Source organism: Candidatus Zixiibacteriota bacterium (genome assembly GCA_036397555.1).
In the GTDB taxonomy this organism is placed as follows: domain Bacteria; phylum Zixibacteria; class MSB-5A5; order WJJR01; family WJJR01; genus DATKYL01.
This window is the reverse complement of sequence record DASWIS010000033.1, coordinates 12,531-27,018: the sequence shown is the minus strand read 5'-3', so window position 1 is coordinate 27,018 and position 14,488 is coordinate 12,531. Positions and strand designations below refer to the sequence as shown.

The 14,488-nt window shown below is 59.3% G+C and carries 9 protein-coding genes; 4 read left to right on the top strand and 5 right to left on the bottom strand.

The annotated features are described in order from the left end of the window. Positions 1-176: 176 nt before the first annotated feature. The gene (locus VGB22_10575) at positions 177-2,474 is read right to left on the bottom strand and encodes an SBBP repeat-containing protein (GenBank protein HEX9751710.1); all 2,298 of its coding nucleotides are present in this window, start codon (positions 2,472-2,474) and stop codon (positions 177-179) included. 350 nt (positions 2,475-2,824) lie between these two features. Between VGB22_10575 and VGB22_10570 the strand changes: the two genes are divergently transcribed. After that, positions 2,825-4,426: a radical SAM protein gene (locus tag VGB22_10570; GenBank protein ID HEX9751709.1), complete on the top strand. Its 1,602-nt coding sequence runs from the start codon at positions 2,825-2,827 to the stop codon at positions 4,424-4,426. 250 nt (positions 4,427-4,676) lie between these two features. After that, a complete protein-coding gene (locus VGB22_10565; protein HEX9751708.1) occupies positions 4,677-5,360 on the top strand; it encodes a plastocyanin/azurin family copper-binding protein in 684 nt (227 codons plus the stop codon). A gap of 53 nt (positions 5,361-5,413) precedes the next feature. On the opposite strand, the gene VGB22_10560 is transcribed toward VGB22_10565, so the two are convergent. From VGB22_10560 to VGB22_10550, 3 genes are read right to left on the bottom strand one after another with little or no spacing between them, the layout of a single operon-like run. Then, positions 5,414-7,108, bottom strand: coding sequence for an ATP-binding protein (locus VGB22_10560; protein HEX9751707.1), 1,695 nt, complete (start codon positions 7,106-7,108; stop codon positions 5,414-5,416). Positions 7,109-7,130: 22 nt separating this feature from the next. Then, positions 7,131-7,562, bottom strand: coding sequence for a substrate-binding domain-containing protein (locus tag VGB22_10555; protein ID HEX9751706.1), 432 nt, complete (start codon positions 7,560-7,562; stop codon positions 7,131-7,133). 17 nt (positions 7,563-7,579) lie between these two features. Then, complete coding sequence (locus VGB22_10550; protein ID HEX9751705.1) at positions 7,580-8,761, bottom strand: hypothetical protein; 1,182 nt, start codon at positions 8,759-8,761, stop codon at positions 7,580-7,582. A gap of 143 nt (positions 8,762-8,904) precedes the next feature. On the opposite strand from VGB22_10550, the gene VGB22_10545 reads away from it, so the two are divergent. Together VGB22_10545 and VGB22_10540 are read left to right on the top strand one after the other, a co-directional pair. Next, positions 8,905-10,521: a serine/threonine-protein kinase gene (locus VGB22_10545; GenBank protein ID HEX9751704.1), complete on the top strand. Its 1,617-nt coding sequence runs from the start codon at positions 8,905-8,907 to the stop codon at positions 10,519-10,521. A gap of 16 nt (positions 10,522-10,537) precedes the next feature. Then, a complete protein-coding gene (locus VGB22_10540) occupies positions 10,538-11,866 on the top strand; it encodes a hypothetical protein (protein HEX9751703.1) in 1,329 nt (442 codons plus the stop codon). A 30-nt stretch (positions 11,867-11,896) separates the two neighbouring features. On the opposite strand, the gene VGB22_10535 is transcribed toward VGB22_10540, so the two are convergent. Continuing rightward, entirely contained in the window at positions 11,897-14,488 is a 2,592-nt protein-coding gene (locus VGB22_10535; protein ID HEX9751702.1) for a carboxypeptidase-like regulatory domain-containing protein, read from the bottom strand.

The following is a 14,488-nucleotide window of genomic DNA, read 5'->3' as shown; positions in this document are numbered from 1 at the left end:
GGTGGCCTCGGGTGTGTACTTCTACCGCATCTCATCGGGCGGCTTCGTCGCCACCCGCAAGATGACGCTGATGAAGTAGCACCACACATCACCGCGTACGACAACACAACCCCCTGCCCCGTGATCTCACACGGGGCAGGGTTTTTTTGCCGTCAGACGGGAAAACGTGAGCGCCGTTACAGGCACGGATCGCAGAAATTCGTCGCCGGATTGCCGGAACGGAAGGCGACATCGACGAACTTGACGACGTCGAAGACATTGGTGACGCCATTGCAGTCGACGTCCGTGGATTCAAAGGGGCAGAGGATGTCTTGCGTGGGGGGCTCGCTGCGGAACGCAATTGAGACCGCAATGACGACGTCGAAGACATTGACGACATCGTCATCGTTGGGATCGGCATGTGTGGGACAATCGCACGGGCAATCCAGCAGCCCGAGATCGGTCAGCCGGACGAGAAAGCCGTCATACCCGGCATTCAGGGGCGACGCGCTGGCGCCGACGACCGGAAGATTCGTCGAATTCGAAACACCGCAGACAAACAGATCATCATTCCGGATCGCGATAGCGTTGTTGAACTCGGTGGAATCCCCGCCCAGGTAAGACGAGAAGCTGAGCGCAGAACCGTCGGCACTCAGGATCGACACGACGACATCCGGCGTATTGTCCAGCACGTCATCCAACGCATTGATCGTCGGATAGTCGTCGGAGTACGTGTATGCGCTCACCGATGGGAAGCCGCACGCGCCCATGGCGACGACGCCATTGAATTCCTCGGCATCACCCCCCAGATAGGTGCTAAACGTCAGCGACTGGCCATCCGGTGCAACCTGCGTGACGAACAAATCCTGGGAACCTCCCAACGTGGCATCGTACGCGTTAACGGACGGAAACTCAGTTGAACGCGTCACTCCGCTCAGGGTGACCTCGCCACTGGAGCCGAGGGCCATTCCCGTTGCATAGTCGCTGCCGGAACCGCCGAGGTAGGTGCTGTATGTCAGCGTGCGCGTTGCGCTGATCTTGCTGAGGAAGACATCGCGCTCGCCACCGCCGTAGGAATCGTCGTAGGCGTTGGCCATGGGGAAATCGGACGATCCGGTCCATCCGCTCACATAACAGTTACCCGCCGGATCGACCGACACGGCCAGTCCATCCTCGTCGGATGATCCGCCCAGAAATGTCCCGAATGCCAGCGTCGTCCCCGTCGGACCCAGCACGCAGAGAAACGCATCCCAGACACCACCCTGAAAGGTATCTTCCAGTTCAGGCGTAACCGGGAAATCGGCCGATTCAGTGTGGCCGGTAACATACACTGATCCGTCCGCGCCGACATCGATCGCGTGCCCATAGTCTTCGCCGCTGCCGCCCAATAACGTGCTCTGCAGCAAAACAGTTCCGGCAGGGGAGAGCTTGAATATGAAGGCATCTCCGGAGCCGTTGTACGTCATGTCATAGGGGTTGACACGCGGGAATGAGTTGGCCGAACCGGTGATCCCGGTTCCGTAGATGTTGCCTGATTCATCAGTGACGACTCCGGCGGCGATGTCGGGACCGGTGCCGCCGATGTAAGTGCTGAATACGACAGAGCCATCATCGCCGTCGAGTTTGATCACCACGACGTCGCCGAAGGAACCGCCCCCGAATGTCCCGTCGTACGGATTCACCATCGGAAAATCGGCTGATTCAGAGTTTCCGATCAGAATGATGTCGCCGTTGGGATCGAGAGTCATTCCATAGACGGCATCAAAGTCGGTCCCGCCCAGGTAGGTGGCGAATGTGACCGATGCAGCGGCCGTCGCCGGTCTCGATGCGCCTTGAGTCGCGGCTCCGTGATACTCCTCAGGCGACTTTACCGATCTCAGCCCCACGGGCGTCTGATCCCAATCGGTGAATCCCAGTCTATCGAGGACTGCTGACAAGAGGTTCTCGTCGGGTGACTCCCACTGTGCGGTCAACACACCGCCCGCAACGTCGAGGACGAGTTTGACGTCGGCATCAAACCCTGTGACATTGACGGTTCGATAGACGGGGACATCGGCTTGCCAGTGATCCGGATTGTTGCCCAGAAAGAAATGCGCCCGCGACGAAACGGCGGATTGGACTGATAGACTCAGTGGTGTTGCCGACTCGCCGAACGCCATCTGCGGGTGGACCCGGGATTCAATCCTGGATGCGGCAGATCGAAACACCTCCCGGTGTGAATCCTTTGAATCCTGGCAAAGATGCGGTGGGACCGGTTGGTGTTCAGGAGCGACGAACATCATTCCCGATCGCGTGACCCAGAGTGTCCCATCCGAACCGGTCGCACGGCACAGGACGTCGTCTTTCCATTGCCCAACGTTGGGAATGATTGCACCGTCCGATGTGTTCGCTGCGATAGCGGTTTCGGCCGATGATGCGAGCGGATGGAGTGTCCCCAGCAGACACGAGGAGACCGCGAGTACGACCACACAGATGTTCAGTTGACCTGGGTTCATTTTCACCTCGGTAAGCCGGGCTGGTAGGGCAAAGGCTGCGACTTCTGCCTCGATCATATTATGGCTCTCGCTGGATTGAACGCAAGCCATTCGCCGCCGGCGATACCGTTTATTGCCAACCAGTTGATCGGTGGCAGGGAAGGGTCGCGGGCGGAACTACTTGCGTTCGTGAACGTTAGGTCCCCGGGGAGCGTTCTTGCTGCACCGCGAATAGTTGTGGTTCATTCCGTGACCGAAGGGTATCATGCCTTGTGACAAATCCGCCCTGTGTTTGCGAACCGAAGCATCAATCACCCAAGTCAATGGCCGCGACCGGCTCAACACATCGTCAGGAGTAGACCTCGGTCCTCGTGCGCAAACTCAAAATCGGCATCATCGATCTGGTGACAAAATCACCGCGTCCCGGCATGTGGGCGCGCGTGATGAACGCCAACTTCGCGAGCATTATGCCGCAGGTGGTCGCGGTCTGGTGCGAAGAGAAGGGGCACGATGTGACTTTAGTCTGTCACACCGGGTCGGCCGGCGTCCTCAAGCAGCTTCCCGAAAACCAGGACATCGTATTTATCGGAGCGTTCACCCAGGCGGCGCAGTTGTCATACGCGTTAAGCCGCATGCTGCAATCGCGCGGCGCGATCACCGTGCTCGGCGGGCCGCACGCCCGATGTTATCCCGAGGATGCCCGCCGGTATTTCGATTACGTACTTGGTTTTACCGACAAGACCGTCATCGACGACGTATTGCGCGACTGCTGCAAACATCGGCCGCTCGGTGTTCACCTCTCGGCGCAACGCCAGCCCGACACGTTGCCGGGCGTTCGCGAACGGTGGAAATTCGTCGAGGCGACGCTCCAGCAGGCCCCGCTCATCAAAATCGTGCCGATGATCGCCAGTTTGGGCTGCCCTTACACCTGCAGTTTCTGCATCGATGCCGCGGTTCCGTATCAGGAGATGAGTCTGGAGGTCATGAAGGATGATCTCCGATTCCTGCTGACCAAGTTCAAGCGACCGCACGTCGGATGGCACGATCCCAATTTTGGTGTTCGATTCGATTCTTGCCTCAACGCCATCGAGGAAGCCGTCCCGCCCGACAGCATCGATTTCGTTGCGGAGAGCAGTCTCTCCCTGTTGTCGGAAGATCACGTGCGCCGCCTGCAGCGCAACGGATTCAAGGCGCTCTTGCCGGGGATCGAGTCGTGGTTCGACATGGGCGCCAAATCCAAGACCGGCACCGACACCGGCATGGCGAAAGTCCGCAAGGTCTCCGAACATGTCAACATGATTCTCCGGTACATTCCGTATGTTCAGGCCAACTTTGTGCTCGGCCTGGACACTGATCACGGCGCCGAGCCCTTTGAGCTGACCAAACAATTTCTCGATCTGTCGCCCGGCGCTTTCCCGGCATTCTCGCTGCTGACCTCATTCGGCCGCGCCGCCGACCTCAACTTCGACTACTTGCGCGCGGGGCGTGTCTTGCCGTTTCCGTTTCATTTCCTCAACAACAACCACGCCATGAACGTCCGCGTGAAGAACTACACATGGCCGGACTTTTATGATCAGGTTATCGACTTGAGCCATTACGCGTTTTCGGGGCGCGCGATCCGACGACGGTTCACCGCGAATCGCACAATGATTCCTAAGACGCTCAATGTCTTACGGGCGATATCGACCGAAGGCGCGGGACGAATCAAATACTATCGGGCGGTCCGCGACCGCTTGTCTGCCGACAGAAGCTTCCGCGCGTATTTCGATCAGGAATCCCTGCAATTGCCAGACTTCTACATGAATCGCCTGCGAGGCGAACTCGGCCATCTCTGGGACTGGCTGCCGCCGGGCGCAGTCCACCATGATCCCTACGATGACCTGAAATCGAGCGGCAACGGGTATAAGGGCAATGGGTTGGTCGGTGTGGCAGCCGCGGCCACTGTGGATTCCGGCGCCGTTGACCGCGCGTAGTTCGTGGCTATCCCTGTACAGTCTATTATCGCCTGATTACCGGTCACGAAGCATGGGCCGAGCCAATCTGCGTATCGCCCGAGTTGTTCCGAGCGATGGAACATGGCCTGAGACGCAGTGGTTTGGAAGACGAGGGCCGGCGGTATTGACTTGCGCAGAGCCCATCACATCGGTTTGTATTGGCCTGAGTACGCGGAATGCGTATCAGTCCGAGATCATGTCTCAAGCCGTGAATTGTCAAGGAGGACCAATGAAGCGATTACCGTGCCTGCAGGGGCTCTCTGTAACCGTTCTGTCGGTGGTTGTCGGTTTGTGGGGGCTAAGTCTATGCACCGGGTGCAGCACCTCGTCGAATGGCTCGGACAGCAATGCTACGTTTGATCCGGAAATTACCGAGATCGTCGTCGGTGACACAATTCGGTGGACCGCTGTCTCCGGCGACCATACGGTGACGTCGGGAACCGATTCCGATGATTCGGACGCGGGCGACCTTTTTGATGCCGACCTTCCGCAGGGTGAGGAGTTTACTTACGTGTTCGACGCCGCCGGTGACTACGACTATTTTTGCCGTCCGCACGAAGCCGAGGGGATGAGCGGGCAGATCACCGTGACGGAAGCGACCCCGACAACGGTGCCGGTATCGGCATCGGGCACTGCTTTTTCTCCCGTGAACGTTGAGATTCACGTCGGCGACACGGTCCGCTGGACGTCATCCGGCTCGCACACCATCACATCCGGTGAAAACTCGGCGGCGGGCGACGCGGGTGATCTGTTCGACGAGCAGCTCACGAATGCGCAATCGTTCACCTACGTGTTCGACGCTCCGGGAGTGTACCCGTACTTCTGTCGGTTGCACGAATTCTCCGGCATGACGGGAACGGTGACTGTCATGGAGCGGGAGTCCAAGACCGTGACGGTCGAGGCCTCGATCTGACCTGCGGGCTGCAGCGGCAGCCACGCTGCGACCGACAGCGGAAGTCTCGGCAATCAGCTCCTGCCCAACGGCAGCCGTATACGGACCGTTGTGCCGACTCCCTCGGTGCTCTCGATCGCAATGTCGCCGCGGTGCTGCTGAATAATGCTGTAGGATGCGATCAGCCCCGATCCCATCCGGACACGCCCGGCCCCCTGGCCCAACGTGAATCCGAAGACTTGTTGGAGACGATCAGCGGGGATTCCGCGCCCGGAATCAGAGAATCGCAGCAGCGCGAAATCGCCATCGGTCTCGGTCGATATTGCGATTGCTCCCTGGCCCTCGATGGCGTCAACGGCGTTGCGCAGGATGTTATAGAACACTTGGTTGAGTTGTGCCGGTCGACACGTGATTCTGGGCAGGTCTCCGTAGTTCTTCGTCATGGTAATCCGGTTCGGAACTTCAGTCCCCAACAGGATGATGCTGCTGTCAATCCCCTGATGGATGTCTGCTTGCTGGACTTCGGCCTCATCGAGACGCGCGAAGCTGCGAAGACTGCTCACGATGTCGCGTATGCGCTCCGCCGCTGTCCGAGAGACTTCGAGGTTGTTTTCCAGGGATTTGATCAGCGGCGCCACCTCTGCGGTGGCCTCGGGCCGCTGCGCATTAATCGCCTGCAGACGGTTCAGAATGCGCCGCGAAACATCATCGGCGCTCATCAAGGCGCCCGCCGGATTATTGAGTTCATGCGCGACGCCCGCCACAAGCTGGCCCAGAAACGCGGTTTTCTCTTTCATCAACAACTCTTCCTGCGCTTCCCGGAGCTTGTGCAGGGCATCGGCCAGGCCGCGATTGGCGCGGTCGGTCTCGTCTTTCTGAGACGCCAGCCCTAAGTGCGCCGCCTGCAATTCCGAGTGTTGCCGCTGCAATTCGGCTGACTGTCGTACAGACCGATCGCGCGAGTCGCGCAAGGCGCGCGTCATGACGTTGAATGATGCCGCCAGATTGCCGATCTCATCGCAGCTGTCGATGTCGAGCCGGACATCCAACTCGCCGTCCGCCACCTGCCCGGCCGCGGCGACCAGCTTTCGGATCGGGCGGGTGATCAGTCGCACGATGACGATCGTGAATACGCCCGACATCAGGATTGAGCCGATCAGCAGAATCTCACTGGCCACGCGAAACGCCTGCAGGCGCGCCTCGGCCGCATCGGCCGCCTTAACCGCGTACGATTTGTTAATCTCCACCAGCTTGTTGAGACTGACTCGAATACTGTCGAATATGTCGCCGGGTGGGTCGCTGCCGATGACGACCGTCTGCAGCGCGCCGCCGACCAGCTTTGATTGGATGACCGAGAGAATGTCGGTCTGATACGCATCCCAGTTGCGATCGAAGGCGTCGTAGAGCCCCCACTCATACAAGCTGTCAGCCGGCTTACGGGTCGAGATGCGTCGCAGTTCCTCATAGGTGTCACGGTTGTTGTTGATTTGATCGATCAGCGTTATGATTTCTGCGCCCTGTTCTTGTAAAACGGCAAGCGAGTCGGACGCCACGTACCGAAGCTGGCGCATCCGCAGATCGGCGGTGCTGCGATTGATCTCGGAGATGGCGATGATCCGTCCCATCCAGTTTCGTGAGACATCATCCAGATCGGATTTCAGCGAAAGGATGACCGACATCGACCAGAGGTTTCCGGCCGCCATCAGCGCAAACACGACGCCGACGGCGACGGTGAACTTGACGCCCAGTTTCCAATGCCGGAATTGCATAGTACCGGTGCGCTCGATCGGGCTAATCCGGCGCGGGGGAACCGGCGATCACCGTCAATACCTTGACGCTGTCGTTGACCGATTGCAGACTGAGATACCCGATGCCGCCCGGAGTGGCCGACACCTGGTCGAGCAACTTGATCTCATTGTCCACGGTGCGCGGCGGCTGGCATTCCCCCATCAGCAGGTTCTTCATCCAGATCGACTTCATCCGTGATGACTTCTTGCCCAGATACTCATAGAACGTATCGCGGACGACGCCATCCTGACTCAGATCGAACGGCACGACCGGAACGCCGTTTTTCCACGTCCGCACGTCACCGGAGTAAATATCGAGGACTTCGCGCTGCGACAGCGAATCCGCCGGCACGGAGCGATTCGCGATGATCGCTACTTGTTGGGCGGACGCCGACGCCGCCAGCAGGAGCAAAACGATTGTGCAGACAGCTCTCATCGTGTCGCGAATCTCTCTCAAAACATGGCCGAGGCGGCGACTCCGTAATAACTGAACTCACTGACAGTGAATGCTTTGTTGTCGACCGACTGATCGGCGCGGCCGACCTGCGCCTTCAGCACGATTCCATCCGTGACCGTCCATGCCGCGCCCGCGGTCGGAATCCGGAGCCGGTACTTGCCATGTTCCAGCCCACGAAAGGCGATACCCCTCTCTTCGACGGCGACGACCTCCTGCTCAAGGTACCAGAAACCGATATATGCGACGCAGCGGTCACTGATGTTCGCCATTACCGTGGCGTAGTAGAAGTCTTTGTTCAAATGAATCTCCGGCGACGACTCGTCGTACCGCACGATGATCGCCTCCGCTTCAACGACAAACCGGCCGGCCATGAACCGGGCGTCGGCGCCCAATCGATAACGAGGTACTTCCCTGAGGTCGGTCGTCGTGTCGGTGAGAAAGACCCGTACCGACTGCAGAAAATCAACGTAGTCGATCGTACCCGACACACCCACCTGAATGTCGTTGGTCCGGGCACCCAACCGTCCGCCCAGAAGAAACGTCCTCGACGTGTCCACCCCCGTTTGGCCCTGAGACCTGTCCGTGTTGATGTTGGGGCTGTTTCCCACATACACCGCGTGATCGAACTTGACAGCCCGACACGGAATTGATCCGTAGAGTGAGACGAACGCCTGGGACGGCACGAGTTCATCGAGGGCGACGACGTCGGCCAGTGACGATTCGTAGGCCAAAGGCCGTATGATGTAGGGAAGAAGCGGCGTTTTGGTTTTGATGGCGTTGAGTCTGTTGAATTCCGGAATCTGCAAGCCGAGTTTAACGCTCAGTTGTCGGCTGAATCGATGGCGCAGCCAGACCTCCTCGAGGTTGAAGGCGCCGGTCATCCGGCTCGAAGAGTACGTGTTGACGAACTCCAGATTGACGAACGCGGTCCAATCCGGTGACCAATCGCGCTGCAGAATCACATTCAACTGCTGCAGGAGAAAGTACGTGTTGTCCGGATCGGGATCGTCCGAATCGGCATAGGCGAGCGAATTCTGGAAATACCCGAAGACCAGGGGCGGTTCATCGACCATGGGCAACTGGCCGTACGCTCGTCCCGCGAAAGCCACGGTGGCCAGGCATGCCACCAAGGCGGCGATTCCCATGTGCCTGCCGAATGTGTAAGCTGACGTGATCATTCCGTCGTCGCAGTCCGCTGAACCGGACAGCTAAGGTATGTTCTCTGCCATCCGCTGGCAATGCACTTGGCGCCACCCCTCTTGCGATGCCTCCGCGAGTTTTTCCTTCCCATGCGTGACCCGACGATCATGATTATCTCACCATGATCGGACAAAGCGTCGCCCATTACCGTGTGGTCGAACACCTCGGCTCCGGGGGGATGGGGGAAGTCTATGTCGCCGAGGACACCCGTCTGCAGCGGCGGGTCGCGCTGAAGTTCCTGCCGTCGGCACTGTCCTACGATGACGAGTTTCGTGCCCGCTTTGTCCGCGAGGCGCGCTCGATCGCCGCGATCAATCATCCGAACATCATCCACATCTACGAAGTATCCCAGCACGAGGGACTGCCGTACTTCGCCATGGAGCTGGTCGAAGGGGGATCACTCCGCGATCGGATCGTTTCCGGGGGTATGCCGCTGGAGGAGACGCTGCGGGTCGCCGGGCAGATTTGCGCCGGATTGGCGGCCGCGCATCGCGCCGGGGTAATTCACCGTGACATCAAACCCGCCAACATCCTGCTGGATGCACACGGCAACGTCAAGATTCTCGACTTTGGTCTGGCCAAGCGTCCCGCCGACGCAGAGATCACGGCGGTCGGCCTGATCCCCGGTACGGTATCGTACATGTCGCCGGAACAGGCGGGCGGACAGACGCTCGATCACCGCACCGACATCTTTTCGGTCGGCGTCGTCCTATACGAGCTGCTCAGCGGGCGGCAGCCGTTTGCGCGTGACAGTGACCTGTTGACGATTTCCGCTATCGCCAACGACCCGGTTCCGGCTCTGCCCAATAACATCCCGAGTGATTTGGCCGCCATTGTTGAACGAATGCTGTGCAAGGATGTCACTCAGCGTTACCAGCAGATCAGCGAGCCATTTGAGGCATTGCGCCGCTGCGCGGCCGGTCTGGCGGTCGGTGAACCGATACGTCTGGAACCAAAAGCGACCGGGCGGCGTGCAATCTGGATCACATCGGCCGCGATCCTGGCATTCGGTGCCGCGGCCATCGCTTTTTATCTGTCCCAGGGGGCTCGCACATCCGGGGATGTCCCTGCCGGGATGACCCAGGACACTTCGAGTGATCAAAGCGCACTGACGGCACCCGAACAGATGCCGTCCCGGCCCGACTCAACCACGATTGCGGAATCGCACTCAGTACCGATCCAGCCCGATCCGCAGTTGGAGGAGGCGGCGCTGCAACTGAGAGATCGCGTGATCGATGCCAGGTCTCGCGTCGATCAGGACGACATGGGACTGGAACCTTATAAACGGGGCTTGTCCGACGAGGCCGCGGGAGATTCTCTGCGGCATATTCATGAATGGACACAGGCCGGGAGCCGATATCGGCGGGCGCTTACGCTCTTCGGTGACGCGTCCGATAGCGGCCGTCACAAAGATTCCACAGACGTCACCGAACTCATCGACCAGTTCTGGCAATCGCTCTCGCGGCGCGACGTGGCCGCGTTGTCGGCGGGGTACCCGTCGATGCCGAAAGAACAACAATCGATGTGGCAGCAATTCACAGAACAGACGAAAGACTTGATTGTTACGAGCACATTCGATGAGATTGCGCTGGATGACCGTGAGGCGAAGGCCCGTGTCGCCGTCCGCATGAGTTTCCGCGATGCCGGCGGCCAACGCAGCGAAACAGTCCGATACGACATTGAACTCTCCGAAACCGACGGGATCTGGTCGATTCGGAACATGACTCAACAACGTTGACACCAGGAGTTGCCGCATGTGCGCAAACCAGTGGTCTTGCTTTGTCGTTCTCGTCGTCGCGGCGATCGCGTTCGGGCAACCCGCGCGCGCAGCGGACGATCTGGCCGGTGAAATCGAGTCGATTTTCGACGCGGTCCTGGAGATCGGATTGGGGGGTCCTCCCGGGACCGAGCACGCCAATCACTTTCGCCCCGACAACGTCGCCAGCAGCGGCCGCATTATCACCGCGCTGAAAAACTTCATCGGCGCCAACACCGCCACCTTTCCGCTGAGCTCGACATCCACCGGCGTGACATTCGAATTCTCCGGAGGAGTGCCGGTTGCAACCTCCGCCAGCGCCGGTCCGATCTTCGCCGACCGTGCGCGCACGATCGGCCGCAACCGCCTGAGCATCGGTGCCAACTACTCGTATCTTGGATTATCGAAGATTCGGGGTGTCAAGACGGCCGACGCCCGGTTTTACTTTCTTCATGAGGACGTCGGCGCGCCCGGGATGGGCGATTCGCCATTCGAATTCGACTATATCGATCTGATGATCGGCATGGACGTCGACGCTTCGGTGTTCGTAGTCCAGGGGTCCTACGGATTGCTGGACAATCTCGATGTCGGTGTCTCGATCCCATTCGTGCGCGTCTCGCTGTACGCGGCTCCGTTGGCGCAGATAACGAGCTTTACCTACAATCACAGCGGGATGGCGTACCACTATTTTGGCGGTACAAGCGAGGCCCCGGTGCTCACCTTGCGCCCCGAACCGGTCGATGCGACCGCCTCGGGCGTCGGTGACATTGCCCTGCGCGCCAAGTACAATTTCCACCGCGGGAGTCAGACAGATTTGTCGATCCAATCGGAAGTGCGGCTGCCGACGGGACGTGAAGAGGACTTTTTGGGTTCCGGCGCGACCAGTATTCGCACTCTGCTGATTGCGTCGAAAGAACTGGGGAATCTCGCCCCGCACGCCAACATCGGATTCGATTACCGAGGCAGCGACTACGACAACAACGAGATCGAAGTCGCCGTCGGTTACGATCAGAAGATCAGCGAGACGATCACTCTGGCGCTGGATTGGCTGGGGGAGTACGAGGTCGGCGATGCCATCGACGAATTGCAGTTTCCGAAACCGACCGCTGTCGGGCCCACGGTCGACGAGGAGCAATTAATTGTTCAGGTCGTGCCGTCGACCAACATCCCCAACTTCCATCACGACAACGTCGTGAATTCGTCGATCGGCATCAAGTACACGCCGCGTGACAACGTCATCCTGATGGCAAATCTGCTGGTGCCGCTCAATGACGGGGGCCTGCGCTCGGATGTCATTCCGACGCTGGGCCTGGAAATGTACTTTTGATCTTCGATACGGTCCCAGGCAATCGTCCTCCTACGGAATTGGCGGAGTTGACGGCATCCAGCCCACCAGATAGTCTGTCCCCACCAGGAATCGGAAGTCGAGGTGCAGACGCGCCCTGGCGCAGGTGACATCGTAGTCATCATCGATGCCGTCGCCGTCCTCATCGCTGCTGGAACAATGGCAATTCGCCCAGCCGGCGAGATCTGCCGTGACACCACCCGCCACCAAGCCGCCCAGTTCCGAGTTCCAGTCCGTCACGAATACGTTGCCCGGCTGGCTGATGCCGCAATCGCATCCGGGTGTCTCCGGATCGCCGATGATTGTGAAACTCATTGGCCCTGAACCGTCGGGGTTGTTGCATTGCCTCCGACTGGTTCCCAACCAGCCGATCGTCTGGGTGCCGCCCGACAGACAGCCAAACGGATACAATCCGCCGACCGGGTAGACACCCGGCCCGGTGATTGTCGTCGTGCTGAAGCCGACGTAGACAAAGTCGAAGTTGGCATACGATGTTCCCTGTCCCGCCATTCCCATCATTGTGTTGGCGCCGTTTCCGCCGGGTGCGCAGGGCGCCAATGTCGGCGACGTGAGTCCGACGGACGGAAACGTGATCTCAAAACTTGTCTCGAAGGTCCCGTCGTTGTTCATGTCGATGTCGATCTGCCCAGTCATTGACGGATTCGGTTCCAGCACCAGATCACGCGGGGCGGAGACGCCGCCGCTGCCGGGGACTGTGACCAGGAATGAGTCCGGCTTGTAGTCTTCATATTGTGCCTTGATCCACCACGATCCAGCGGGGAGAGCCATGGTGTATGTGCCATTGTTGACATACAGGTACCGGTTGACTTCCACGCCGCCTGCGTGAATGGCCACAAGTTCCAGGGATTCCGAGAAGAGCCCCGACTGAATGTTGTGATGTACGAAAATCCCGTTGAGCACCCGCCCCGATACTCCCGCGCCGCCGCGCTGGAGCGTGATATTGGCCGTGATCTCCGCGTCGGTTTCGATGACGACGCCGATTGCCTTGGGCGTATATCCCGACTTGCTCGCCGAGATCGATTTGGGTCCCGCGCCGATATAGTCGAAGCGATAGTACCCGTCAGATCCCGTCGTAACTTCGTGATCCGGATTCAACGGGTTATTCTCATCGCCGGTCAGCGTCACGACAGCCCCCGTAAGCGGTGAGCCATCTTCCGCATCCGCCACTTGCCCGCGCACCGATCCGTACTCAATGACATCACGCCACACGGCAAAGGATGTCCTGAATCGCGCCGAAGAGAGCCCCAAAGCGGTCTTCATGACCGATGATACAGAATTAAACGTCATGACCGCCTTGGCGGGCACCGACAGCCACGAGGCCAGCTTTGAAAGCGCCCCGTCGGTCAGGGCCATACCCGTAGCCGCGACGAACGCCGAACGGAACGACGGATTGACCGTCAATTCGCTGAGGACATGCTTGGTCAAATGCCACGAGAGCCCCCAGGGATCGTTCACGGCGATGTATGCGGAGACCTGGGACATCAGCACGCCGTCGGAAAGCAGAAGTCCGACGATCGTGCCGCCCAGACGAGATGCGACGTCCTCATTCCCCAGTGTGCGTGACGTGTTGGTCACGACTGCCAGCATCTGTCCGCATAATTCAACTACAATGGTGGCAATGCCGGCGGCGTTCGCGTGTAACCGCTCGTTGGCATCGAGCGAATCCCAGTCGTTTCCCGCCATGGGAGAAAACCCATAGCCGTACACGGAGACATACTGCGTGTCCGAATTCGGAGGCACCGACATGGTGAAGTTTTTAGACGACGGCGCCCATGGCTGAGTGGCCTTGAGCAAGTCGAGGAAGTCGCCATTGGGCCAGAGGAAGAACGAGTCGCTGGGCGTCGTGCAGTACGCCCAGCGTCCATACGAATTCAGAATCTCAAACGAACTGCCGCCCTTCCAATTGAGCTGATGCCCGCTGACCTGCCCGTTTGGCAGGATCTGAACATCATCGTCCTGTGGAGTTGACGGTGAGCGATGCGCCGGCAGGACCGCGAGCAGTGATGTCGTCGGCGGGTACGAGTTCACGTATGCCTCCACGACACGAGAGAGCGCGTCCTCGAGATCGGGGTTGTCATACACCAGTGCCAATACATCCCCCGACAGTTGCTCGGACAGGAGCGACTCGAGTTCGCCCAGCTCGGAGAGTGACTCGAGATCAGTCACTACCTCTTCGGCGTAATCAGGATTGCTGGTGCAGACGAATGGGTGCAGGAAGGCAAGTGCCAGAGCGGTCGAATGGACATCGACGGTTACCTGCAATCCCTCAACCGGATCGGGGACGACCGCCATGAGAATCGGTTCACCCCAGAGGTCGCGCGCCATGGCGATTCCGGGGAGATGCTGGTTGCCCGCGATCGAAAACGCACCGTCGGTAGAAACGGCAACATCGCGCTCGCCGAATCCGAGGGCAATGTCTTCGTATGTCAGATACGACGATTCCGGCAGGTGAACCGTGCCGTCAAACGTCACCTCGGTGACGGTCGGCTCCGTCGATGAGTCCTGACCCGATGAACACGACAACACGGGCAGAACGCCCGCGACACATAAGAGCCCGATCCATCGTCTGCATCTGTCGCTCAT

Excerpts from the sequence above, each read along its gene's own strand:
- VGB22_10565 (HEX9751708.1), top strand. The coding sequence starts at position 4,677 with ATGAAGCGATTACCGTGCCTGCAGGGGCTCTCTGTAACCGTTCTGTCG.
- VGB22_10550 (HEX9751705.1), bottom strand. The coding sequence starts at position 8,761 with ATGATCACGTCAGCTTACACATTCGGCAGGCACATGGGAATCGCCGCC.
- VGB22_10575 (HEX9751710.1), bottom strand. The coding sequence starts at position 2,474 with ATGAACCCAGGTCAACTGAACATCTGTGTGGTCGTACTCGCGGTCTCC.
- VGB22_10555 (HEX9751706.1), bottom strand. The coding sequence starts at position 7,562 with ATGAGAGCTGTCTGCACAATCGTTTTGCTCCTGCTGGCGGCGTCGGCG.
- VGB22_10560 (HEX9751707.1), bottom strand. The coding sequence starts at position 7,108 with ATGCAATTCCGGCATTGGAAACTGGGCGTCAAGTTCACCGTCGCCGTC.
- VGB22_10535 (HEX9751702.1), bottom strand. The coding sequence starts at position 14,488 with ATGAGCGACAGATGCAGACGATGGATCGGGCTCTTATGTGTCGCGGGC.
- VGB22_10545 (HEX9751704.1), top strand. The coding sequence starts at position 8,905 with ATGATCGGACAAAGCGTCGCCCATTACCGTGTGGTCGAACACCTCGGC.
- VGB22_10540 (HEX9751703.1), top strand. The coding sequence starts at position 10,538 with ATGTGCGCAAACCAGTGGTCTTGCTTTGTCGTTCTCGTCGTCGCGGCG.